Source organism: Saccharopolyspora sp. NPDC049426 (assembly GCF_040676935.1).
Taxonomy (GTDB): Bacteria; Actinomycetota; Actinomycetes; order Mycobacteriales; family Pseudonocardiaceae; genus Saccharopolyspora.
In genome coordinates this window covers 96,924-120,441 of record NZ_JBFAPZ010000016.1, presented here as the reverse complement: position 1 = coordinate 120,441, position 23,518 = coordinate 96,924, and the positions used below count along the sequence as shown (strand labels likewise).

The 23,518-nt window shown below is 70.2% G+C and carries 21 protein-coding genes and 1 riboswitch; of the genes, 16 read left to right on the top strand and 5 right to left on the bottom strand.

The features are described 5' to 3' along the window. Nucleotides 1-38 precede the first annotated feature (38 nt). Nucleotides 39-1,625 carry a beta-N-acetylhexosaminidase gene (locus AB0J78_RS28730; protein WP_363794363.1) on the bottom strand — a complete coding sequence of 529 codons (1,587 nt, stop codon included), beginning with the start codon at nt 1,623-1,625 and terminating at the stop codon, nt 39-41. Between the two features lie 116 nt (nt 1,626-1,741). Next, the gene (locus tag AB0J78_RS28725) at nt 1,742-2,596 is read right to left on the bottom strand and encodes an NAD(P)H-binding protein (protein WP_363794361.1); all 855 of its coding nucleotides are present in this window, start codon (nt 2,594-2,596) and stop codon (nt 1,742-1,744) included. Between the two features lie 112 nt (nt 2,597-2,708). On the opposite strand from AB0J78_RS28725, the gene AB0J78_RS28720 reads away from it, so the two are divergent. Continuing rightward, nucleotides 2,709-3,308 (top strand): TetR/AcrR family transcriptional regulator, encoded by a 600-nt coding sequence (locus tag AB0J78_RS28720; protein ID WP_363794359.1) that lies wholly within the window; start codon nt 2,709-2,711, stop codon nt 3,306-3,308. Nucleotides 3,309-3,321: 13 nt separating this feature from the next. Here the strand turns inward: AB0J78_RS28720 and AB0J78_RS28715 are convergent, their stop codons facing one another. Further along, nucleotides 3,322-4,284: an IS481 family transposase gene (locus tag AB0J78_RS28715; protein ID WP_363794357.1), complete on the bottom strand. Its 963-nt coding sequence runs from the start codon at nt 4,282-4,284 to the stop codon at nt 3,322-3,324. 452 nt (nt 4,285-4,736) lie between these two features. On the opposite strand from AB0J78_RS28715, the gene AB0J78_RS28710 reads away from it, so the two are divergent. Next, nucleotides 4,737-6,107 carry an IS1380 family transposase gene (locus AB0J78_RS28710; protein WP_363794355.1) on the top strand — a complete coding sequence of 457 codons (1,371 nt, stop codon included), beginning with the start codon at nt 4,737-4,739 and terminating at the stop codon, nt 6,105-6,107. 150 nt (nt 6,108-6,257) lie between these two features. Here AB0J78_RS28710 and AB0J78_RS28705 read toward each other — a convergent pair whose 3' ends face one another. Beyond that, the gene (locus AB0J78_RS28705) at nt 6,258-8,171 is read right to left on the bottom strand and encodes a propionyl-CoA synthetase (RefSeq protein WP_363794353.1); all 1,914 of its coding nucleotides are present in this window, start codon (nt 8,169-8,171) and stop codon (nt 6,258-6,260) included. Between the two features lie 299 nt (nt 8,172-8,470). On the opposite strand from AB0J78_RS28705, the gene AB0J78_RS28700 reads away from it, so the two are divergent. The 14 genes from AB0J78_RS28700 (at nt 8,471) to AB0J78_RS28635 (ending at nt 21,690) form a co-directional block, all read left to right on the top strand. Then, complete coding sequence (locus AB0J78_RS28700) at nt 8,471-8,686, top strand: hypothetical protein (protein ID WP_363794442.1); 216 nt, start codon at nt 8,471-8,473, stop codon at nt 8,684-8,686. 253 nt (nt 8,687-8,939) lie between these two features. Next, on the top strand, nt 8,940-9,533 hold the full coding sequence (locus AB0J78_RS28695; RefSeq protein ID WP_363794440.1) for a CDP-alcohol phosphatidyltransferase family protein: 594 nt from the start codon (nt 8,940-8,942) through the stop codon (nt 9,531-9,533). Between the two features lie 101 nt (nt 9,534-9,634). Beyond that, nucleotides 9,635-10,018, top strand: coding sequence for a glycine cleavage system protein GcvH (gene gcvH / locus AB0J78_RS28690; RefSeq protein ID WP_363794351.1), 384 nt, complete (start codon nt 9,635-9,637; stop codon nt 10,016-10,018). 118 nt (nt 10,019-10,136) lie between these two features. Further along, complete coding sequence (gene garA, locus AB0J78_RS28685; RefSeq protein ID WP_132673653.1) at nt 10,137-10,604, top strand: glycogen accumulation regulator GarA; 468 nt, start codon at nt 10,137-10,139, stop codon at nt 10,602-10,604. A 394-nt stretch (nt 10,605-10,998) separates the two neighbouring features. Continuing rightward, the gene (locus AB0J78_RS28680) at nt 10,999-11,475 is read left to right on the top strand and encodes a bifunctional nuclease family protein (protein ID WP_132626999.1); all 477 of its coding nucleotides are present in this window, start codon (nt 10,999-11,001) and stop codon (nt 11,473-11,475) included. 271 nt (nt 11,476-11,746) lie between these two features. Then, the gene (locus AB0J78_RS28675; protein ID WP_132673654.1) at nt 11,747-12,319 is read left to right on the top strand and encodes a MerR family transcriptional regulator; all 573 of its coding nucleotides are present in this window, start codon (nt 11,747-11,749) and stop codon (nt 12,317-12,319) included. An 83-nt stretch (nt 12,320-12,402) separates the two neighbouring features. Continuing rightward, nucleotides 12,403-12,499, top strand: a riboswitch (glycine riboswitch). 162 nt (nt 12,500-12,661) lie between these two features. Then, entirely contained in the window at nt 12,662-15,550 is a 2,889-nt protein-coding gene (gcvP, locus tag AB0J78_RS28670; RefSeq protein WP_363794348.1) for an aminomethyl-transferring glycine dehydrogenase, read from the top strand. A gap of 84 nt (nt 15,551-15,634) precedes the next feature. Beyond that, entirely contained in the window at nt 15,635-15,904 is a 270-nt protein-coding gene (locus AB0J78_RS28665; protein ID WP_125089038.1) for a HesB/YadR/YfhF-family protein, read from the top strand. A gap of 301 nt (nt 15,905-16,205) precedes the next feature. Continuing rightward, nucleotides 16,206-16,895: an energy-coupling factor ABC transporter permease gene (locus AB0J78_RS28660; protein ID WP_363794346.1), complete on the top strand. Its 690-nt coding sequence runs from the start codon at nt 16,206-16,208 to the stop codon at nt 16,893-16,895. Then, nucleotides 16,892-17,227, top strand: a complete 336-nt coding sequence (locus tag AB0J78_RS28655) for a PDGLE domain-containing protein (protein WP_363794344.1) — start codon at nt 16,892-16,894, stop codon at nt 17,225-17,227. Before AB0J78_RS28660 ends, AB0J78_RS28655 begins: the two co-directional genes overlap by 4 nt. Continuing rightward, nucleotides 17,228-17,995, top strand: a complete 768-nt coding sequence (gene cbiQ, locus AB0J78_RS28650) for a cobalt ECF transporter T component CbiQ (protein ID WP_363794342.1) — start codon at nt 17,228-17,230, stop codon at nt 17,993-17,995. It abuts the gene before it with no gap. Beyond that, nucleotides 17,983-18,759 carry an ABC transporter ATP-binding protein gene (locus tag AB0J78_RS28645; RefSeq protein ID WP_363794340.1) on the top strand — a complete coding sequence of 259 codons (777 nt, stop codon included), beginning with the start codon at nt 17,983-17,985 and terminating at the stop codon, nt 18,757-18,759. The genes cbiQ and AB0J78_RS28645 overlap by 13 nt, the downstream gene beginning before the upstream one ends. Nucleotides 18,760-18,824: 65 nt before the next feature. Next, nucleotides 18,825-20,324 (top strand): AMP-binding protein, encoded by a 1,500-nt coding sequence (locus tag AB0J78_RS28640; protein WP_363794338.1) that lies wholly within the window; start codon nt 18,825-18,827, stop codon nt 20,322-20,324. Between the two features lie 169 nt (nt 20,325-20,493). After that, nucleotides 20,494-21,690 carry a Bcr/CflA family multidrug efflux MFS transporter gene (locus tag AB0J78_RS28635; protein ID WP_363794336.1) on the top strand — a complete coding sequence of 399 codons (1,197 nt, stop codon included), beginning with the start codon at nt 20,494-20,496 and terminating at the stop codon, nt 21,688-21,690. 28 nt (nt 21,691-21,718) lie between these two features. On the opposite strand, the gene AB0J78_RS28630 is transcribed toward AB0J78_RS28635, so the two are convergent. Next, entirely contained in the window at nt 21,719-23,404 is a 1,686-nt protein-coding gene (locus AB0J78_RS28630) for a hypothetical protein (protein ID WP_363794334.1), read from the bottom strand. Nucleotides 23,405-23,518: the final 114 nt, after the last annotated feature.

The window sequence follows — 23,518 nt, the reverse complement described above, 5'->3', positions numbered from 1 at the left end:
GCCCGAAGTCGTCGGCTGCTCCGGGGTGGGGGTGGGCGTTACTGGGTCCAGGGGATTTGGGGGCTTCGGTAGTAGTCCTGGCCTGCGGCCTGCCAGCGGGGGCCTTGGGTGGCCAGGCGGTTCTTGAACGACTCCCAGTTCAGGGTGCCCTTCGGGGACCAGCCGAGTTCGGCGATGGCGGGTAGGCGCGGGAACGCCATGAACTCGATGTGCTGCGAGGTCTCCAGCGTCTCGCTGAACATCGGGGCCTCCACGCCGAGCACCGATTCCTCCGGCACGCCCTGCAGGTAGCTGCCCGGGTCCCAGCCGTAGGCGTCGGCGACCTCGATGAACCCGGCCCACTGCAGGCCCAACGGCGTGTTCTCGTCGTACTTCATGTCCAAGTAGGACTTGTTCGCCGGCGAGGCCAGGACCTTGTTGCCGCGCGCCACGGCTTCGTTCAGCAGCGGGTCGCCGTTCGTGGTGCCCCAGAACTGCAGCACCGCGTCGCCCTGCGGGGCGGCCTTGCCGTACTCGTGCCAGCCGAGCGGCTCCTTGCCGTACTTCTCCACCAGCGGCAGCACCTTCGACATGAAGGCCACGTAGTCCTCGTCGGTGGTGGAGTGCGCCTCGTCGCCGCCGATGTGCAGGTACGGGCCGGGGGTCAGCGCCGCCACCTCGCGGATGACGTCCTCGACGAACCGATAGGTGATGTCCTTGTTGACGCACAGCGAGCTGAACCCGACGTCGATGCCGGTGTAGGGCGGCGGGGCCACACCGTCGCAGTTGAGCTCGGCGTAGGACGACAGCGCGGCGTTGGTGTGGCCCGGCATGTCGATCTCGGGGATGACCGTCATGTGCCGGGACGCGGCGTAGTCGACGATCTCGGTGTAGTCCTGCTGCGTGTAGAACCCGCCCGGCGTGCCGCCGACCTCGGTTTGCGCGCCGAACTCGGTCAGCCGGGGCCAGCTGTTGATCTGGAGCCGCCAGCCCTGGTCGTCGGTCAGGTGCAGGTGCAGCTTGTTGACCTTGTACTTGGCGACCTGGTCGATGTAGCGCTTGACCATGTCGACGGTGAAGAAGTGCCGCGCCGGGTCCAGCTGCGCGGACCGGTGCCCGAACCGCGGCTTGTCGGTGATCTCGCCGCCGGGCATCGTCCACGGACCGGCCTGCGCGGTCGGGCTCTCGATGCCCGCGGGCAGCAGCTGGCGCAGCGTCTGCACGCCGTTGAACAGGCCGTCGGCGCTGGTCGCGTGCACCCGCACCGCGTCGTCGGCGACCTGCAGGCGGTAGCCCTCCGGGCCCAGCGCGGGATCTCCGTCCAGCACCAGTGCGATGTCACCGGTTCCGGGCAGCGCGGGGTTGACCGGCACGGGGAAGCCGGTCGAGGGCCGCAGCACGCCCGCCAGGTACTCGCCGACCCCGGCCGCCTCGCCGGGCGCCAGGATCGCGGTCTGCTCGGAGAGCTCGAAGTCGGCCGCCGGGTTCGGCGCCACCGATTCCGGCGCGGGCACGATGTTGTCCATCGTGGAGGCCGCGGGGGCGGGGTCACCGCCGGCCGGAACCGCGGTTCCGGCGGCCAGCAGAGCTCCGGCGACGACGGCCAGTCCGGCCCTCGCCGCCCTCGATCGAGGTCGTGCGCTCATCGTTGAAGGCTCCATTCTCGGGGGAACGGTGCCAACAAAGGTATAGACCAAAACGGAAGCCGGAAGCCTCCGAACGGACGTATCGGACTGGTCGCGCGACGGCCGCCGGCAGCAGCTCAGCCGGCGATGCCGTCCGCGAGCCGCTCGGCGACGTTTCGGGGTTCGCGTCCGAGGAGTTCGGACAGGAGCGGATCGGCATCAGCGAAGTGGTCGGCGCGGGCGGTCTGGTACCAGGTGAGCATGAAATCGGCCGCCTCCGGCGGCATGCCGCTCGCGACCTGGTCGGCGATCCACTGCTCGTCGTCCACGACGACGCGCTCGACGGTGCGGCCGATGAGGCGGGAGGCGGTCTCGGCGAGATCGTCGAAGGTGACGGCGGTCGAGGCGCTGAGGGTGACCGGGCCATCGTGGTGGTGGCCGGCGGCCAAGACGACCGCGGTGCCTTCGGCCACGTCGGCGCGGTCGGTGTAGGGAACGGGACCGTCGGCCGGCTGGGCGATCTTCCCGGTCCGCGACCACGGGCCGAGCACCTCGTCGAGCGGGCCGTAGGCGGCGTTGCGCAGCGAGGTCCAGGCGATGCCGGAGTCGGCGAGCATCGCCTCCGTGGCGACGTGGATCTGCGACGGCGGGTACGGGTTGCCGGGGGTGGCGGCGTGCTGGCTCGTGTAGATCAACCGCTGGACGCCGGCTGCCGCGGCGGCCTCGATCGCGTTGCCGTGCAGGCCGACGATGTCGGCGGTCGGGTCGTTGCCGGACACCAGCAGCACCTGCTCGGCGCCCTCGAACGATTCGCGCAACGCGGCCGGATCCTCGTAGGAGCCCTGTCGCACGCGCACTCCGCGGTCGGCGAGGTGGCGAGCTCTGCCGACGTCGCGGACGCTGACACCGATCCGCTCGGCGGGCACGCGCTGGAGGAGATGCTCGACGGTGGCGCCGCCCAGCCCGCCGGTCGCACCGGTGACAACGATCATGGTCGCGCCCTTCCGCTCATAAGTTGACCGCGGTGGTCAGCTTTGTCCTGCGCCGCCACCGTAGGTAAGCTGACCGGGGGAGTCAACTTATGGCGCGAGGGGCGGTGCGGGAATGAGCGGGGGAGCACCTGCGGGACCACGCCTGCGCGCCGACGCCAAGCGCAACGCCGACCAGATCCGGCACGCCGCGATCGACGCCTTCCGCGGGCGGGGCCTCACCGTGCCGCTGGAGGAGGTCGCCAAAGCGGCGGGGGTGAGCAAGGCGACGATCTTCAACCGGTTCGGCGGACGGATCGGCCTCATCGACACCGTCATCGAAGAGGTCGTCGCGGTCGAGCTGCACGGCATCATCGACCGCACCCGCGCCATCGGCGATCCCTGGGAGCGGTTCGCGCACTACGTCACCGCGATCCGCGACCTGCAGTACCGCCAACCCGCCGCCAACGACGCGATGCTGCAGGTCTACCCCGATGCGCAGAGCCTGTTGGAGATCTGCCGGGTCGCCGGCGAGATCAACGAGGAGCTCATCGAGGTGAGCCGCGCTGCGGGCGCGCTGCGCGCCGAGTTCTCCGCGGACGACCTCCACGCGCTCCTGCACGACAACGCGCTCGCCCTCAAGCACGGAACCCGCCCCCGCCGGGAGGACTACGACCGCCGCACGACCTTCCTCCTCGACGGGATCCGCGGGCGGGAGGGATCCCGCCGGGCCTAGGTGTACTGGGCCGTCAGGTTGGTGTCAGTCGGCTGGTGGGTGGGTGGCCGTTGAGAGCGGTGTGGGGTCGTTGGGTGTTGTAGTGGTGTAGCCAGGGGCCGAGCGCGTGGGTGCGTTGGGTGTTGCTGGTGAAGACGTGGCGGTAGGCCCATTCGGTTTGCAGGGTGCGGTTGAATCGCTCCACTTTGCCGTTGGTCCAGGGGCAGTGTGGCCGGGTGAAACGCTGGCTGGCGCCGATCTCGGCGGCCGCGGCGCCAAACGCATGGGAGTGCCGGTAGCTGGGGGCGTTGTCGGTGAGGACGCGGCCGATCGTGGGGATGCCGTGTTGGGCGAACCAGCCGGCGGCGCGGCGGAGAAAGCCCGCGCAGGTGGTGCCTTTTTCGTCTGGCAGGACCTCGGCGTAGGCCAGGCGGGTGTGGTCGTCGACGGCGGCGTGGACGTAGTCGTAGCCGACCCCTCGCCCGCGGACTTGTTCGCTGCGGCCGTGGGCGCGCCAGCCTCCGCCGTCGGGGATACGGCCGATCTTTTTGACGTCCAGGTGCAGCAGATCGCCGGGTTGGTCGCGTTCGTAGCGGCGGTGGCTGTGGCGGGACGCGCGGATGGGCTGGCCGGTCAGCGGGTCACACTCGCAGAGCCGGGGCAGGCCGTGGCGGCGCAGGATCCGAGTGACGGTGCGGGCCGGGATCCCGGTGTCGGCTGCGATGGGGTGTGGTCCCTGGCGGAGGCGTTGACGGGAGGTGATCACCCGTTGTTCGGTGACGGCCGAGTGCTGGCCGGGCCGGGTACGCGGGTGACTGGTGCGGTCGTGCAGCCCGGCCCAGCCCTCGTTGTCGTAGCGGGCAACCCAGCGATGGGCACACTGCCGCGAGATCCCCAGTTCCTTGGCCACATGCGCTACCGGGCGATAGAGCCAGCGGACACGCCGCACCAGCAGGCACCGGCCATGAAAGGTCAGCCGAGCGTTACCGTGGGGCACCGAAGACCTCCAAGTGTTGGGTGAAGACGGTCATCTCCACCGCACCTGGAGGTCTTCTTCATGATCAAGCCAACACGCCCAACGGTCACCAACCCCACGGCCCAGTACACCTAGGAGCTGTTTAGGGTTTGCTTTGCGTAGCGGTGCCAGTGGCAGAACCTGAGCGGTTCCGTGGACTCCGTGCGCCACTCCTGATGTATTCCGCTTACCCAGGGGGTGGACATCGGCGTCGCGGCGTACTCGCCACGAAACCGCTCAGAACCTGCGGCGGTGCGAGCTGAGTCCCACACCTGAAGCAACGGCTCCGCCGCATCCCTAAACAGCACTTATCCTGGATCCACCGGTCAAGGCTCGGTAACGGGTCACGGGGTTGGTGACGAGATGCCCTCTGACTTGGGATGATCGATCTTGTCTAGGGATCTTTCAACCGCAGTCGAGAGGGCATCTCTGAGGTGCGATCTTCTCATACTGCCGCGCGTGTGGATGCGGCGTTCGATGATGTGAATCTGGTTTCGCAGGCGGGGTTGGTGCCGGTGATGCGGCTGGCACAGCGAGCCGGTCTGGGTGAGGCTGCGGATCGGCTGGTACGGCTGCCGGGCAGCGTGGGTGCCCATGCTGGTGCGAAGGTGGGTTCGATCGTGGCTGGCATGGTCGCCGGTGCGGACTCAATCGAGGATCTCGACGTGCTACGTCACGGCGGGTTGCCGCGCTTGTTCACCGGGGTTCGGGCGCCGTCAACGTTGGGCACGTTCCTACGGTCGTTCACCTGGGGACATGTGCGGCAAGTGGATGCGCTGGCTCGGCACTGTGTGGCCTCGCTGGCGCAGCTAGCGCCGGGGTTTGCGGCCACAGCGGGAAGAACCGTGTTGGATCTGGATTCCACGATCGCGCGAGTGTTCGGATATGCCAAGCAAGGCGCGGAATACGGCTACACGCGCCAGCGAGGTTTACATCCGCTGCTGGCGGTGGCCTCGACCGAATCGACGGCGCCGGTGATCGTGGGCACCCGGCTGCGGCGAGGTGCGGCCGGATCGGGCAAGGCCGCGGCCGGATTCCTCACCGAAGCCCTCTCGGCGACACGGGCAGCCGGGGCGAGCGGGGAGATCGTGGTGCGGGCGGACTCGGCGTTCTACTCCGCTGCCGTGATCGCCGCATGTTTGCGGGCTGAAGCGCGTTTTTCGATCACGACAGTGCTCAACCCCACGATCCGCGCTGCGATCGCGTCGATTCCCGAAACCGCCTGGATCCCAATCGCGTATCCGCAGGCGATCTACGACGAGCAGACCCGGCAGTGGATCTCCGATGCTGAGGTCGCCGAAACTACCTACACCGCCTTCAACAACCGCACCACGAACATGCCGGTGACCGCCCGGTTGATCGTGCGCCGAGTCAAGGATAAGAACGTCGACCGGCAGCAGAGCGAGTTGTTCACCGCCTGGCGGTATCACGCCTGCTTCACCAACAGCAACGAAGACCTCATCACCGCCGAAGCCCGGCATCGCGGGCACGCCATCGTCGAGCAGGTCATCGCCGACCTCAAAGACTCCGCTCTGGCCCACCTGCCCTCAGGGAAGTTCACCGCAAACGCGGTCTGGCTGACCTGCGCCGCGATCGCCCACAACCTCACCCGCGCCGCCGCTGCCCTGGCCAGTGTCTTTCACGCCAAAGCCCGCACCGGCACCATCCGCCGACACCTCATCAACGTTCCAGCCAGAATCGCCAGATCAGCCCGCCGGATCCTGCTACACCTGCCCGCCCACTGGCGCTGGCAACACGCGTTTACCACCCTGTTCTACGCAACTCACGACCCACCAGCGGCATGACCAGCACCAACCGCACCCCGCAAGGGCCCGACCGAAGGAACCACAGTGGAAAGGCTGGCGCAGGCCAGCAAACCAACCACGCCTTCCGCCACCCGGCATCGGCAACGACTTAACCAAGATCAACCACACTCATCACCGGTGGATCCAGGCTTAGCCGTCCCCGCGCAGCGAGGGGCGCAACTGATCGAGGACCGACGGGTCCTCGATCGTCGAGGGCACGACGGTGTCGCCGCGATCGGCGATCTCGCGCATCGACTTGCGCAGGACCTTGCCCGAGCGGGTCTTGGGCAGACCGTCGACCACCGCGACGTCGCGGAACGCCGCCACCGGGCCGATCTGCTCGCGCACCGCCGTCACCAGCTCCTCGCGCAGCGTCTCGGCCGAGATGTCCACACCGGACTTGAGCACCACGAAACCACGCGGCACCTGGCCTTTGAGCTTGTCGTGCACGCCGATCACCGCGCACTCGGCCACCGCCGGGTGCGCCGCCAGCACCGCTTCCATCGACCCGGTCGACAACCGGTGACCGGCCACGTTGATCACGTCGTCGGTGCGGCCCATGACGAACACGTAGCCGTCGGCGTCGACGTAGCCGTTGTCGCCGGTGAGGTAGTAGCCCTCGAAGCGCGACAGGTAGGACTCGCGGAACCGCTCGTCGTCGCCCCACAACGTCGGCAACGTGCCCGGCGGCAGCGGGAGCTTCAGGCAGATCGCCCCGTCGGTCTCCGGCGGCAGCGGATCACCTGCCTGATCCAGCACCGCGATCTCGTAACCGGGCACCGGAACCGTCGGCGAACCCGCCTTGACCGGCATCGGCTCCAACCCGCGCAGGTTCGCGCAGATCGGCCATCCCGTCTCGGTCTGCCACCAGTGGTCGATCACCGGCACGCCCAGCTGCCCGGCCGCCCAGTGGTAGGTCTCCGGGTCCAGCCGCTCACCGGCCAGGAACAGCGTTTCGAGGCAGGACGTGTCGTGCTCGGCGAGCAGCCGGCCGTCCGGGTCGACGCGCTTGATCGCCCGCAGCGCCGTCGGCGCGGTGAACAGCGCCTTGACCCGGTGCTGGGCGATGACCCGCCAGAACGCGCCCGCGTCCGGGGTGCCCACCGGCTTGCCCTCGTAGACCACCGTCGTCGCCCCGGTCAGCAGCGGCGCGTAGACGATGTAGGAGTGGCCGACGACCCACCCCACGTCCGAGGCGGTCCAGAAGACCTCGCCGGGGGAGATGTCGTAGATGTTGGCCATCGACCAGCGCAGCGCGACCGCGTGCCCGCCGTTGTCGCGCACCACGCCCTTGGGCTTGCCCGTGGTGCCGGAGGTGTAGAGGACGTAGAGCGGATCGGTGGCGGCCAGCGGCACGCACTCCGCCGGTTCGGCTCCCTCGACCGCCTCCTGCCAGTCGATGTCGCGCGGGCCCAGCTCGGCGCGCGCCTGATCGCGCTGGAGCACGATCACCTTCCCGGGCTGGTGCTCCGCCTGCCGCAGCGCCTCGTCGACGATCGGCTTGTACTCCACGACCCGGTTGGGTTCCAGCCCGCAGGAGGCCGCCACGATCACGCTCGGCCGGGCGTCGTCGATGCGCGCGGCCAGCTCCTTGGGCGCGAAGCCGCCGAAGACCACCGAGTGCACCGCGCCGATCCGCGCGCACGCCAGCATCGCGATCGCCGCCTCGGGGATCATCGGCAGGTACAGCACCACCCGATCGCCGGCGGCCACGCCTTGCGCGCGCAGCGCTCCGGCGAAGAGCGCGACCCGGTCGAGCAGCTCGCGGTAGGTCCAGGTCTGCACGACGCCGGTCATCGCCGAGTCCCAGATCAGCGCGGGCTGCTCACCCCGCCCGTCGCGCACGTGCCGGTCCAGCGCGTTGAAGCACGTGTTGAGCTCGCCGTCGGGGAACCAGCGGTACATCGGCGCGGCCGAATCGTCCAGCGCCCGCGTCGGCTCGCGGTCCCACTCGATCGCCCGCGCCGCGTCGAGCCAGAAGCCCTCGCGGTCGTCCAGGCTGCGCCGGTAGTTCTCCGCGTACTCACCCATCGCTGCGACTACCTCCTGCGTCCGCTGTGGCACCGCCTGTGTAGTACCTCAGATCAGATCTCGGCGCCAGGGGCCCGCGCGGCCGTTCGGCCGAAACGCGTTCGTCGCGAGCGAAACACCGGTGTTCGGACGAACGGGGGAACGGAATTCGGTCGCGCTCACATCTGACGCGATTCGGCGACGCCGCCGCGCCGCTGGGCGCTGCGGGTGCGTTTCCGGCGCGACAGTGCGACTCGCAGGCCGCACAATCGGCGACGAGCCGATGGCCGGGCTAACACCGAGGTGTCCCGCGCCGACAAATGAATCGGAGGTGCTACGAACTTATGAGCACGATGGAACCGGCAGAGCCTCCCAGGGCCACAGCGACCGTCGACGAGCCGAACGACCTGCCGACCGCGCCGTGCAGCGTGGTCTGGAGCGGCGGCCACTCCTACGTCCGAGAGGGAACCGCGGGCGCCCGCTGGGCGGGCGTGGACGATCGCGGCAGAGCCCGGTTCCTCACCGATGCCGAGTTGCACCGCCGGGGCTGGAGCCGCACTCGCGGGTGAATCCGCAGCGGTTCTTCCGGAGCCGCAGGCTGTCCCGCCTCCGGCTGGCCGCCAAGTGGGTTGCGCTGCCCATATGAGACCCTGATCGGGTAAGGATGCACAGGTGTGCACCCGTTGCGGGGCAGTGCGCACAACCATTCAGGGGAGGCTCGTGGTGCAGGACGCCGAGCGCACCACGGAAAACACCACGAGCGGGCCGCGGGCCGGAGCGGGGAAGGACCACCCGGGGCCGGGTGATCCCGGCCTGGACCGGATCCGCGAGGTCGCCCGCGACGTGTGGGCGGATCCCTGGTGGACGCTGCCCAACCTGCTCAGCGTGATACGCCTGGCCGGCGTGCCGGTCTTCCTCTGGCTGCTGCTCGGCCCGCAGGCCGACCTGCTCGCGCTGCTGGTCCTGGTGATCAGCGGCGCCACCGACTGGCTCGACGGCAAGCTCGCCCGCTGGCTCAACCAGTACAGCCGCATCGGCGAGCTGCTCGACCCCGCGGCCGACCGCCTCTACATCGTCGCGACCCTGATCGCCTTCGTGCTGCGCGACGTCATCCCGTGGTGGGTGGCGGTCGCCCTGGTCGGCCGCGACGTCGTGCTCACCCTGTGCCTGCCGGTGCTGCGCTGGCACGGCTACGAACCGCCCGAGGTGCACTACCTGGGCAAGGCCGCCACGTTCTGCCTGATGTACGCGTTCCCGCTGCTGCTGCTGGTGCAGGACGACTTCACCGGAGCCGACGTGGTCCGGCCCATCGCCTACGCCTTCACCGCCTGGGGCGGGGCGCTGTACCTGTGGGCCGGCATCCTCTACTTCGGGCAGGTCGCCGCCGCCGTGCGCGGGGCCAGAGCCCGCGCCTGATCCCGGCTGCGCGTCGTCTTGCGGCCCTCGGTGGCCGGTGAATACGCTCGCCGCGCCGATCACTCGGCACGTTGCAACAGCGGACGAAAGGCGGGACCACCGTGGCGGCCCCGGAGATCAAGTACACCGAAGAGCACGAATGGGTCCAGCGCATCAGCGAGGACACCGTGCGCATCGGCATCACCGACTACGCCCAGCAGCAGCTGGGCGACGTGGTGTTCGTCCAGCTCCCCGAGGTGGGGCAGCAGATCGCCGCCGGGGAGTCGATGGGCGAGGTGGAGTCGACCAAGAGCGTCTCCGACATCTACGCCCCGGTCGCCGGTGAGATCACCGCCGGCAACGCCGCGCTGGAGGACCAACCGGAGCTGGTCAACTCGGACGCAACGGGGGAGGGCTGGATGGTGGAGATCCGGCTCGCCGACCCGGAGCAGCTGGCCGGTCTGCTCGACGCCGATGGTTACCAGAAGCTGATCGACCAGGCATGATCGTCCTGCCGGGAGGCATCCGTGGGACGATGACGGGAGTCGCTCGTTCCGAGGCTGTCCAGGCACGGTACGTTGGGTGCATACTTGGCACGATCTATCCGCGTAGAGGAGAGCTCAGGTGAGCCAAAACAGCGGCTTCGGCGACGTTCCGCCGGAGCAGTCACCGGAGACCACCTCGGTCTTCAGGCCCTTCCTCTCGGAGCCGGAAAGCACCGAGAGCGCGGCCCCGGAGCCTGCCCCCGCATCCGGGGTCGATGCGCTGCCGGCGGGTTCCGCCCTGCTGGTGGTCAAGCGCGGCCCCAACGCGGGTTCGCGGTTCCTGCTGGATCGGGAGACCACCAGCGCCGGCCGGCACCCGGACAGCGACATCTTCCTCGATGACGTGACGGTGTCCCGGCGGCACGCCGAGTTCCGCCGCGAGGGCAACGACTTCGTGGTGGTCGACGTGGGCAGCCTCAACGGCACCTACGTGAACCGGGAGCCGGTGGACACCTCGGTGCTCGCCAACGGCGACGAGGTCCAGATCGGGAAGTTCCGCCTGGTGTTCCTGACCGGGCCGATCGATGGGGGCCAGGGCGGCCGCTGAGGCCGTCGAACAGGGCTTTTCAACCCGTCAGCGGGGCGGCGCCACGAGGCGTCGCCCCGCTGACGCATGAGGCAGCTGCGCGGCCCGCGCGCGGATCTCGTCCCTCCTCGCCGGGAATTTCCCGGCGCCACAAGCGGTTTTGACAGCGCAGCAGGGCAGTTCCGGCGGGTTCGACCGGGCTCTGCGCGGTGTATCGTGCTGGGTATTGCTCAACGACGAGCTCGCCAGCGGTCCGGGCCGCGAGCCCCGACTACAACGACCGCGACGGTGGTGGTCCGCCGGGACCGCCGATGGAAGGGCGTGTCCGCCGTATCGCGGGTAGCGTCGGAGGCGTCGGTGCGGGACCCTCGACGGGGATGTCACGCTTCGGCGCGCTGGAGGAGGCGATGTGACGATGAGCAGCGAGATGCGCGTCGTCGGCGTGCGAGTTGAACTACCAGCCAACCAGCCGATCCTGCTGTTGCGCGAGGCTCAGGGCGAGCGCTACCTGCCGATCTGGATCGGATCGGTCGAAGCGACGGCCATCGCCCTGGAGCAGCAGGGCGTGCGGCCCCAGCGGCCGCTCACGCACGACCTGCTCAAGGACGTCATCGGAGCCCTGGGCCGCGACCTGGAGCAGGTGCGGATCACCGACCTGCAGGAGGGCACCTTCTTCGCCGAGCTGGTGTTCGACGGTGATGTGCGGGTGTCCGCGCGGCCGAGCGACTCGGTGGCGCTGGCGCTGCGCATCGGAGTTCCGATCCACGCCGACGAGTCGGTCCTCGACGAGGCCGGGCTGATCATTCCGGACGAGCAGGAGGACGAGGTGGAGAAGTTCCGCGAGTTCCTCGACTCCGTCTCCCCGGAGGACTTCCGCGGTGCCGACACCTGAGGACCGGCGCTTCGGGTTCTAGTCCGAACAGACCACACCGGCCCCCGGGTTGCACCAGCAGCCCGGGGGCCGGGTTCTTGCGCCGGCCAACGAGAGCGCGCCCGGCCCGCGCGTCGCGTTGACCCGCCTGCTGAGCGGGCATACCTTCGGACTTACGCGAATTGCCCCGGTGTGATTCAGCCGGTGTACGGCTTCGCGGCCCTGGACCGCAAACGGTCCGGGCGCTGGTGATCGTCGTCGTCGGCTTCGGGCCGGACGAGGGGAGGCAGGCGTGGTGGAGGAAGCAGCGACCTCGGATGCTGCGGAGCAGGGTGAGCTGTTCCCCGACGCCTCTGCCCCGGACGAACTGGTCGGTTACCGCGGGCCGGCGGCCTGCCAGATCGCGGGCATCACCTACCGGCAGCTCGACTACTGGGCGCGCACCAAGCTGGTCGGGCCGTCCATCCGCGGTGCTGCCGGATCGGGCTCGCAGCGGTTGTACTCGTTCAAGGACATCCTGGTGCTCAAGGTCGTCAAGCGCCTGCTGGACACGGGGGTGTCGCTGCACAACATCCGAGTCGCGGTGGAGCACCTGCGCAAGCGCGGCGTTCAGGACCTGGCGAAGCTGACGTTGTTCAGCGACGGCACCACGGTCTACGAGTGCACCTCCGCGGAGGAGGTGGTCGATCTGCTGCAGGGCGGGCAGGGAGTGTTCGGCATCGCGGTCAGCGGTGCGATGCGCGAGATCAGCGGGACCATCCACGAGTTCCCGGCCGAGCGCGCCGACGGTGGCGAGAACATCGAGTCGGCGATCAACGACGAGCTCGCGGCTCGCCGCCGCGACCGCCAAGCGGAGACCGGCTGAACCACCGGTGCCCGCCATCTGTGCGGTAGGCGACATTGATGGTCTGATAGACGCTGTTGATCGGGTACTCTGAGCGCCATCGCCGACCCCGTGCGGGAGAGTCCGGCCCTGACCAGGACCGGCGCCGAAGGAGCAACTCTCCCCGACAACCTCTCAGGCCACCTGGACCGCACGGGCGAGATACCTCTGGAAAGCGGGCACACCTACTGGTGGGCCCCGCCGACGGTGCAAGCCCGGTCCGCCGGGTGAAGCTCTCAGGCGTTCGCTTCGCGAACGGGGACAGAGGGGGAGAGCAGCATCCGCTGCCGCCCTTTGTTCGCCGCGATGATTGAGGTTTTGGCGATGACCGACGCGACGCACGACCGCATCCCTCTGGCCGCGCTGGAGCACGGCAGGCCGTTCGCTGACCGCCACGTCGGCCCGATGCCCGCCGAGCTGGCCCGCATGCTCGACGTCATCGGCGTCGGCTCCCTGGAAGAACTGGGGCAGAAGGCCGTCCCGGACACCATCCGCGAGGGCGACCTGCAGCTGTCGCTGCCGGAACCGGCCACCGAGACCGAGGCGCTGGCGGAGCTGCGCGACCTCGCCGGTCGCTGCACCCCGCACACCGAGATGATCGGCCTGGGCTACTACGGCACGGTCACCCCGCCGGTGATCCTGCGCAACGTGCTGGAGAGCCCTGCCTGGTACACCGCCTACACGCCCTACCAGCCGGAGATCTCGCAGGGCCGGCTGGAGGCGCTGCTGAACTTCCAGACGATGGTCGCTGACCTGACCGGCGTGCCCGTCTCCAACTCCTCGATGCTCGACGAGGCCACCGCCGCGGCCGAGGGCATGACCCTGGTGCGCCGCGCGGGCAAGTCCAAGTCGCCGCGCTTCCTGGTCGACGCCGACACGCTGCCGCAGACCATCGCGGTCATCGAGACCCGCGCCGAGCCGCTGGGCATCGAGGTCGTGGTCGCCGACCTGACCTCCGGTGAACTGCCCGAGGGCGAGTTCTTCGGCGCGCTGCTGTCCTACCCGGGTGCCTCCGGCGCGGTGCGCGACCAGGAGGCCCTGATCGCCGCGCTCCACGAGCGGGGCGCGAAGGTCGTGGTGGCCACCGACCTGCTGGCGCTGACCCTGCTGCGCGCGCCCGGCGAGATCGGTGCCGACGTGGTGGTGGGAAGCACCCAGCGCTTCGGCGTGCCGATGGGCTTCGGCGGTCCGCACGCCGGGTTCATGGCCGTGGCCAAGGGCCTGGAGCGGCAGCTTCCGGGCCGCCTGGTGGGCGTGAGCGTCGACGTCGAGGGCAACCAGGCGTACCGGCTCGCGCTGCAGACCCGCGAGCAGCACATCCGTCGTGAGAAGGCCACCAGCAACATCTGCACCGCGCAGGTGCTGCTCGCCGTGGTCGCCTCGATGTACGCGGTCTACCACGGTCCGGACGGGCTCAAGGCGATCGCGACCCGCGCGCACCGGATGGCCGGCGTGCTCGCCGAGCAGCTGCGCCGCGGTGGTGTCGAGGTCGTGCACGACGAGTTCTTCGACACCGTGGTCGCCAAGGTCCCCGGCAAGGCCGACGAGGTCCTGGCGGCCGCGCGCCGCGGCGGGGTGAACCTGCGCCGCGTGGACTCCGACCACGTGGGCATCAGCTGCGACGAGACCACCACCCGTGCCCACCTGGCCGCGGTGTGGGAGGCCTTCGGCGTGACCGCCGGTGACGTCGAACAGCTCGACGTCGAGACCGAGGACGCGCTGCCGGGCGCGCTGGCCCGCACCTCGGAGTACCTGACGCACCCGGTCTTCCACACGCACCGCTCCGAGACCTCGCTGCTGCGCTACCTGCGGCAGCTGTCGGACAAGGACATCGCGCTGGACCGCAGCATGATCCCGCTGGGCTCGTGCACGATGAAGCTCAACGCGACGGCGGAGATGGAGCCGATCACCTGGCCGGAGTTCTCCTCGCTGCACCCCTTCGCGCCCGCGCAGGACGCCGAGGGCCTGCTCAAGGTGGTCTCCGACCTGCAGGAATGGCTCGCCGAGGTCACCGGCTACGACGCGGTGAGCCTGCAGCCCAACGCGGGCAGCCAGGGCGAGTTCGCGGGCCTGCTGGCCATCCGCGCCTACCACCACAGCCGTGGTGAGGCCGAGCGCGAGGTGTGCCTGATCCCTGCGAGCGCGCACGGCACCAACGCCGCCAGCGCCGTGATGGCCGGGATGCGGGTGGTCGTGGTCCGCTGCGACGAGCAGGGCAACATCGAGATGGACCACCTGCGCGAGCTCGTCGGCGAGCACGCCCAGGACCTCGCCGCGATCATGATCACCTACCCGTCCACCCACGGCGTCTACGAGGACACCGTGCGCGAGGTCTGCGGGCTGGTGCACGACGCGGGCGGCCAGGTCTACGTCGACGGCGCGAACCTCAACGCGCTGATCGGCCTGGCCCGGATGGGCAAGTTCGGCTCCGACGTCTCGCACCTGAACCTGCACAAGACCTTCTGCATCCCGCACGGCGGTGGCGGTCCGGGCGTCGGCCCGATCGGCGTCCGCGAGCACCTGTCGCCGTTCCTGCCCAACCACCCGCTGCAGCCCGCCGCCGGTCCGGCCACCGGTGTCGGCCCGATCAGCGCCGCCCCGTGGGGCAGCGCCTCGATCCTGCCGATCTCGTGGGCCTACGTGCGGATGATGGGCGCCGACGGCCTGCGCCGCGCGACCCTGACCGCCGTGGCCGCCGCCAACTACGTGGCGCGGCGGCTGAGCGAGTACTTCCCGGTGCTCTACACGGGTGCGGGCGGCCTCGTCGCCCACGAGTGCATCCTGGACCTGCGGCAGATCAGCAAGACCAGCGGCATCACCGTCGACGACGTCGCCAAGCGCCTCGCCGACTACGGCATCCACGCGCCGACGATGTCGTTCCCGGTCGCGGGCACGCTGATGGTCGAACCGACCGAGAGCGAGAACCTCGCCGAGCTGGACCGCTTCTGCGAGGCGATGATCGCCATCCGCGCCGAGATCGACAAGGTCGTCGCAGGTCAGTGGCCCGCCGACGACAACCCGCTGGTCGGTGCTCCGCACACGGCGGCCAGCCTCGCCAAGGAGTGGGTCCACGCCTACTCCCGCGAGGAGGCGGCCTACCCCATGGGCACGGACGCGATCAAGGTGTTCCCGCCGGTCCGGCGCATCGACGGAGCCAAGGGCGACCGCAACCTCGTCTGCTCCTGCCCACCGTTGGCGGCGTACCAGAGCTGAGTCGGCGGGTCGGTTTGCGCGTCCGGTCGCGACGATGACACGGTGGCCCCTTCAACCGACCGGCTCCGAGAGGAGTTGAGCACCATGCTCACCATCAGTGAGAGCGCCGTCGAGGTCATCAAGCTCGTCCTCGTCGGCGGCGACTCTCCGGCCAGCTCGGGCTTGCGCATCGCGCCGGCCGGGCAGGGGCTGCAGGCGTCGATCGCCGAGGAACCCCAGGAGGGCGACGAGGTGATCGAGGAGAACGGCGTCCGGATCTTCCTGGAGAAGGAGGTCTCGGAGCTCTTGGGCGACAAGACCCTGGATGCCGAGAAGGACAGCAACGGCGAACTGGCGCTGGCCGTGCGGGACTGACCTCAGAGGTTCGTTCCGCGTCGCCGTGCGGTCTGGCGTCGCGGCGTCCTCCCCAGACGACGTCTGAGAACCCGCGGCGGCGCGGGTTGCGAGGGCGGCCCTCGCGGCTGCGCCGCTCGCACAACCTCAGAACGCGCTCTTGAGCCGTCGACCCGGGTGGTGCACCCGGGTCGACGGCTTTTTTCGGCCTGATTGCGACGAGTACCTCTTGCCAGGACCTGGTGATAGCGGGTGATCGGCAACTACCCTTGACCGGCGGTTGTTCCACCGGGGAACACCGGTTCGCAGGAGAGGGAGCTCAGTGCCGACCACGACGCTCGCCATGCACATGAGCGACGGGCTGCTCGACGCCCGCACGGCGGTCCTGTTCGCCGTCGTGGCGATAGCCGGCCTGGCGGTGGCGCTGGTGCGCGCGAGGGCCGACCTGGACGACCGCACGGCCCCGATGGCGGGGCTGGTCGCGGCGTTCGTCTTCGCCGCGCAGATGATCAACTTTCCGGTGCTGCCGGGCGTGAGCGGGCACCTGCTCGGCGGTGCGCTGGCCGCGATCCTGGCCGGCCCGTGGGTCGGGGCGCTGTGCGTGGCGATCGTGCTGGTCGTCCAGTCGCTGCTGTTCGCCGACGGCGGCCTGACGATGCTCGGCGCGAACATCACGAACATGGCGTTGATCGGCACCGCCGTCGGTTACCTGGTGGCGCTGGCGCTGCGGAAGCTGGCCACCCGCAGCCGGGCCGGTCTGCTGGCCACCGCGTTCATCGCGGCGTGGGTCAACACCGTGGCCGCCTCGTGCGGGTTCCTCGTCGAGTACGCCATCGGCGGCGCCGCCGGGTTCGGCCTGGCGACGGTCTCGGTGGCGATGATCGGCGTGCACTGCCTGATCGGGCTCGGCGAGGGTCTGATCACCGCCGCCACGGTCGGCGCCGTCGCCAAGGCCCGGCCGGACCTGGTCCACCTGTTGCGCGGTGCCCGGCGCGAGGAGGTCGCCCGATGAAGCGCTTTCTGCTGATCTTCGCCCTGGTCGTGCTCGCCGTCGCCGGGGGTGTCGCCTACTTCGCCGACTCCGATGCCGACGGTCTCGACGCCGTCACCCAGCAGGGCTGCTCGGTAGTGCAGACCGAGCGCGGCGAGTCCTTGGAGGGCAACTGCATCGCCCAGCACGCCGGTGACCACGCCCTGGCCGACGGCCCGCTGGCCGACTACGCCGTCGGGGGTGACGAGAGGTTCACCGGTGTCGCCGGGGTCATCGGCGCGGTGGTGACCCTCCTCGCGGCGGGCGGGCTGTTCTGGGGACTGCGTCGCCGCTCCGGATCAGAGGAGGCGTAGGTGGGCACCGGCCACGCCGACGCCCTGCACCTGCCCGGTGACACGGCGGTGCACCGGCTCGACCCGCAGGTGAAGATCACCGCCGCGTTCCTGCTGGTGCTGTGCGTGGTGGCCACACCGCGCGAGATCTTCTGGGCCTTCGGCGGCTACGCTCTGCTGCTCGCCGCGCTGGCCGCCGTCGCGCGCATCCCGCCGCGCTGGCTGGCCGCGCGACTGCTGATCGAGGTGCCGTTCGTGGTGCTGGCGCTGCTGCTGCCGTTCACCGCGGGCGGCCCGAGCACGGAGGTCGCCGGCGTCGCGCTGTCCACCGAAGGACTGCTGGCCGGGTTCAACATCATGGTCAAGGGCACGCTCGGGCTCGGGACCTCGCTGCTGCTGGCGGCCACCACCGCGCCTCGCGAGATCGTGCTCGGCCTGCAACGGCTGCGCGCGCCGAAGCTGGTGATCACCATCATCACCCTGATGCTGCGGTACGCCGAGGTGATCGTCGCCGAAGCCGGCCGGATGCGCATCGCGCGGATCTCCCGGGGTCACGACCCGAGGTTCCTGTGGCAGGTCGGGGCGACCGCGCGCGGCGTCGGCAGCCTGTTCATCCGCTCCTACGAGCGCGGCGAGCGCGTGCACCTGGCGATGGTCTCGCGCGGCTGGGAAGGCGAGATGCCCGAGCTGGAACCGGCTCGCCGCACCTCGTGGAAGACCTGGAGCACGGGCCTGGCCGCGCCCGCCGCAGCGGCCGTCGTACTGGGGGTGTCGCTGTGGACCGCGTGACCGAGCAGCCCGCCGGGCTCCGCGAAGCGGTGACCGCACCCGCGCTGGAGATCACCGGTCTGGCGCACGCCTACCCCGACGGGCATCGCGCGCTGCACCACGTCGACCTGCGCGTCGAGCCGGGCGAGCGGGTTGCCGTGCTCGGCCCCAACGGCGCGGGCAAGACGACGCTGACCCTGCACCTCAACGGCGTGCTGCGGCCCACGGCGGGCAGCATCTCCGTGGGTGGGATGCCGGTGGAGGCCCGGCACCTCAAGGAGATCCGCCGCCGCGTCGGCCTGCTCTTTCAGGACCCCGACGACCAGCTGTTCATGCCCACCGTCCGGGAGGACGTCGCGTTCGGACCGGCCAACTTCGGGGCGCGCGGCGCCGAGCTCGAACAGCGCGTCCAGGACGCCCTCGACGCGGTCGGGATGACCGAGCACGCCCACCGCTCACCGCTGCACCTGTCAGGTGGCCAGCGCAAACGCGTCGCGCTGGCCGCCGTGCTGGCGTGCCGCCCGGAACTGCTGGTGCTCGACGAACCCTCGGCGAACCTGGAACCGGTCGCGCGCCGCGAACTGGCGGAGGTGCTGCTCGCCGTGGGCGGCACGACGCTGATGGTCACCCACGACCTGCCCTACGCCCTGCAGCTGTGCCCGCGCAGCGTGATCATCGACGACGGCCGGGTGGTCGCGGACGGCTCCACCGCCGACCTGCTCGCCGACGAGGAGCTGCTCGCCGCGCACCGGCTGGAACTTCCGTTCGGGTTCCGAGTGCCGTGACCGCTTGACCCCCGCCATCCGGCGAGTGACCGTGATCACGGTCCGCGCGACGGGGAGGTCAGGCGATGTTCGACAGGTCCGGCATCGAACGCGACGAACGAGGCATCGCCCGCTACACCGGGCTGGCCGAGTCGCTGGTGGACATGCTGCGAGGCGCGGTCGAGCGGTTCGGCGACCGCGAAGCGCTGGTGGAGGTCGGCGGTGGCCGCCTGACCTACCGAGAGCTGTGGGACGGGGCCGCCCGGATCGCCGGCGGGCTGCGCGCGGCCGGGATCTCCCGCGGCGACCGCGTGGCCAACCTGCTTCCCGCCGGCGTCGACTGGGTGCTGGCGTTCCTCGGCACGCAGCTGGCCGGCGCGATCGCGGTACCGGTCAACACCCGCTTCGCCAAGCCCGAGGTCGACTACGTGCTGGCCGATTCCGGCGCGGCGTTCACCTTCCACCCCGGCGCACCGCCGCCGGATGGAGCGCCCTTCGCCGTCGACGACCTCGCCCGCGACGAGGTGGCGGCGATCTTCTACACCAGCGGCACCACCGGGCGCCCCAAGGGGGCGATGACCACCCACGAGAACTTCCTGTCCAATGTGGAGAACGTGTGCCGGGTGAAGGGCATCGACGTCGAGAACGGCTGGCGGACGCGCAATCTCGTGTCCGTTCCGCTGTTCCACGTCACCGGTTGCAACACGCAGCTGCTGCTGCAGCTCTCCTACGGCGGATCGACCGTGGTGATGCCGTCCTTCGACGTGCGCCAGTTCCTGCGGATCATCGCCGAGGAGCGGATCAACCTGTTCACCACGGTGCCCGCGATCTACGCGCTCGCGCTCAAGCAACCGGACTTCGCGGAGTTCGACACGTCCTCGGTCGAGCACGTCTCCTACGGCGGCGCTCCCATGGCCCCCGCGCTGGTCGAGCGCATCAAAGCGGCGTTCCCGCGGGCGCGGGTGGGCAACGGCTTCGGGCTGACCGAGACCTCGTCGATCTCGACGTTCCTGCCGCACGAGCACGCGGTCGCCCACGCCGACTCCGTCGGGTTCCCGGCGCCGGTGGTCGACGTGGCGGTGGACGAGCCCGACCCGGTCACGGGCGTGGGCGAACTGCTGATCCGCGGGCCCAACGTCGTCGCCGGTTACTGGAACAAGCCCGAGGCCACGGCGTCGACGTTCGTCGACGGCTGGCTGCGCACCGGTGATCTCGCCCGCGTCGATGACGCCGGGTTGGTCTACGTCGTCGACCGGGCCAAGGACGTGATCAACCGGGGCGGCGAGAACGTCTACTCCGTGGAGGTCGAGAACGCCCTGGCAGCCGCGCCGGGCGTGGTGGAGGCGGCGGTCGTCGGCGTGCCGGACGACGTGATGGGGGAGAAGGTCGGCGCGGTCATCGTCGCCGACGACACCTTCGACGCCGAACGGCTGCTGGCTCACCTCGGGGAACACCTGGCGGACTTCAAGATCCCCCAGTTCCTGCACGTCAGCGAGCGGCCGCTGCCGCGCAACCCCGGCGGCAAGCTCCTCAAGCGCGACCTGCGCGCCACCTCCACCTGGCAAGGGCCGCTCTGGGGCCGGTGAGCACGGGCACCGGCCGTTCTGGTCCGAACCGTTCATGATCGAGTCCTTTTCGTCCGGTCGGTTCGGACCAAAACCGCCGCCTGGTGCGATGAACGACTCATCGCGAGGGCGCTGCGCCGCGGGTTACCGTTGAGCCGAACTGATTCGCGGTGCGAACGATCGAGGGTGGATGTCAGAGCAGTCGCGCGGGAAGTACGCGCTGATCCTGGGCGGGATGTCGGCGTTCGGGCCGCTGTCGATGGACATGTACCTCCCCGCCCTGCCGGCCATCTCCGGCGAGCTGCACGCGGGCGCCTCCCAGGTGCAGCTGTCGCTGATGGCTTGCACGATCGGGCTCGCGCTGGGGCAGCTGGTGATGGGTCCGCTGTCGGACACCTACGGTCGACGCCGCCCGCTGCTGATCGGTGTCGTCGTCTTCGCCCTCGCCTCGCTGGCCTGCGCGCTCGCGCCCTCCGCCTACGCGCTGGCCGCGCTGCGGCTGGTGCAGGGCTTCGGCGGAGCGGCCGGCATCGTGATCGCCCGAGCCGTGGTGCGCGACCTGTTCTCAGGCGTCGCGCTGGCGAAGTTCTTCTCCCTGCTGATGCTGGTCAACGGTGTGGTCCCGGTGCTCGCGCCGGTGCTGGGAGGACAGCTGCTGCGGGTCACCTCGTGGCGCGGGGTGTTCGTGACGCTGTGCGCGATCGGTGCCGCGCTGCTGGTCGCAGCCTTGCTGGCCCTGCCCGAGACGTTGCCGCCCGAGCGGCGGCGTCCTGGCAGCCTGCCGCAGACCCTGCGCACCTTCGGCGGACTGCTGCGCGACCGGAAGTTCACCGGTTTCGCGCTGTCGGCGGCGCTGGCCTTCGCCGCCATGTTCGCCTACATCTCCGGTTCGTCGTTCGTGCTGCAGGACGTCCACCACCTCTCGCCGCAGATGTTCAGCGTGGTCTTCGGCGTGAACTCGATCGGCATCGTGACGATGGGCCAGATCAACGGGCTTCTGGTCGGCAAGGTCGACTCGCGGAGGTTGCTGGCGATCGGGCTGAGCTGCAACGCCCTCGGCGGTATTTCCGTGGCCGTGTCGACGGTGCTCGGCCTGGGGCTGCTCGCACTGCTCCCTGCCTTGTTCGTGACGGTGGCCAGCATCGGCCTGGTGTTCCCGAACGCCACCGCCCTCGCCCTGTCCGGGCACCGCGAGACGGCCGGGAGCGCCTCGGCGCTGCTGGGCGTGCTGCAGTTCATGATCGGCGGTCTGGTCTCCCCGCTGGTCGGCATCGCAGGCTCGGACACCGCGGTCCCGATGGGCCTGGTGATGGGCGTGCTGTCGGTCTCGGCGGTCGTGGTGTTCGCGGTGCTGACCAGGGGCCGCGCCGAACCTGAGCCGCGCTGACACCACCCCTCCCGGTGAAGGGAGGGCGTCAGCGGCCGACCCGGAGCACGGGTCCGCAATCACGGGTCGGGACGGTGGCATCGCGGTGGTTGATCTCGTCGATGTGGCGCCCGGCGTCGGCGCGCAGAGCCGGGAGCAGCGCGGGATCCGCAATGGCCTCCCGGCGAATCCAGTCCTGGTTGGGAGCCAGGGCTTGGTCCGCGTGGACGAGCACGTAGTCGCGGGCCAGCCGCGGATCGCCGAGGACGCCGGTGGCCGCGCTCCAGTGCCCGTGCGCGTGGATGATCGTCGGGCGTGCGCGGTCGAAGACGTGGTCGCGCAGTCCGCGCATGTCGCCGCGGTGGTGGTGCTCGGCGATCGCGGCATCGGTGAGCCCGGCGAGGTCGACGATGCGGAGCCGGCCGGTCAGCGCCGTGCCGCCGACGTCGGGGACGAGCAGGGTTCCGCTGCGCAGGCCGAGGAGATCGGCGTAGCGGTCGGGCACGTGACCGTAGCGTTCGGCGATCGAGCAGAGCGGTACATCGGGAGCGGCGCGAAACGCCGTGGCATCGCGATGCAGCTGCGGTGCGCCGACGAGTCCGGCGAGCACGACGACCAGCACCAGTGCGCGCCACCGGCTGCGTTGACCGGCGAGGCCGGCTGTGACGACCAGCGCCGTGGTCAGCGCGGCGAGCGTCCAGACCGGGGTGGCGAAGCGGTACTGGCTCATCCAGTCCTCCGGCAGCAGGGTGTAGGCGAGGACCGCGAGGGCCAGCGGGATCAGCAGCGCGGGAAGTGCGGCGCGGTGGTCGCGACGACGCCCCAGCGCGATCACGCCGATCAGGAGGGCGATGGTGGCCGGCCATCCGGGGTAGGAGAGGAGCTCGCGCAGCCGGTCCAGTTGAGGCGCGCCGAGCGCGATCCCTCCCTTGGCGACGGCGGTGTTGGGCACCAGAAGTCCGAAGTGGACGAAACGCCAGGAGAGGAGGAGTCCGAAGGGGATGATGAAAGACGCGCAGGAGATCAAGATCGCGCGTATCGCCGCGCTGCGCGCGCACCAGACGGCGAGCAGGGGGAACGCGGCGGCGAGCAGCGCGCCGTCGGGTCGCGTCATCGCGGCCAGCAGAGCCAGCGCTCCCGACGCTGCGGCGATGCGCGGGTGCAGCAGCGTTCCGGCGAGACTCGCTCGCAGCAGCAGCGTCGCCAGCGCCGCGGTGATGAGCGCGTACAGCGGGTTCTCCAGACCGGAGAAGCTCCAGATCACGAACGACGGCAGCGCCGCGAGGACCGCGCCCGCGACCAGCGGAGCCCACGCGGCCCGGGAGGTCAGCGGCCGGGCGGCGACGTAGCAGCAGACGAGCACGCCCGCGCAGCAGCCGAGCGCCAGCAGCTTCGGAAAGGCGACGTAGTCGGGAACCCCGAAGAGGGTCCCGGAATCGAACAGGCCCAGTACCCGGCCGAGGGTCAGCAGCACCAGCCACGTCGGGTTGGAATAGCCCTCGACCGGCATCGCGCCCGGCTGGAGCACGAGCCCCGCTCCGCTCGCGAGGTTTCGCGCGTAGGCGAACGTGATGGCCGCGTCGTCGATGAGCCAGGAACCGTAGGCGCGCGCGTGCACGGCGATCAACGCGGTGCCGCAGCCGACGGAGAGGATCGGTCCCCAAGCCGATCGGTGCCTCAGCGTCGTGCGGAGTGAGCGTGCCGGTGCGGAGCGATCGGCCAGCGTCTTGGCCATCGATACCCTCTTTTGAGTAGTGAACGGACATGTCTGCGCGGCTGCTTCGTGGCGACGCTAGTTTTGAAGCGGGGTGCGCGCGAACGCTCGATCACTCGTCCGGGCACCGGTTCT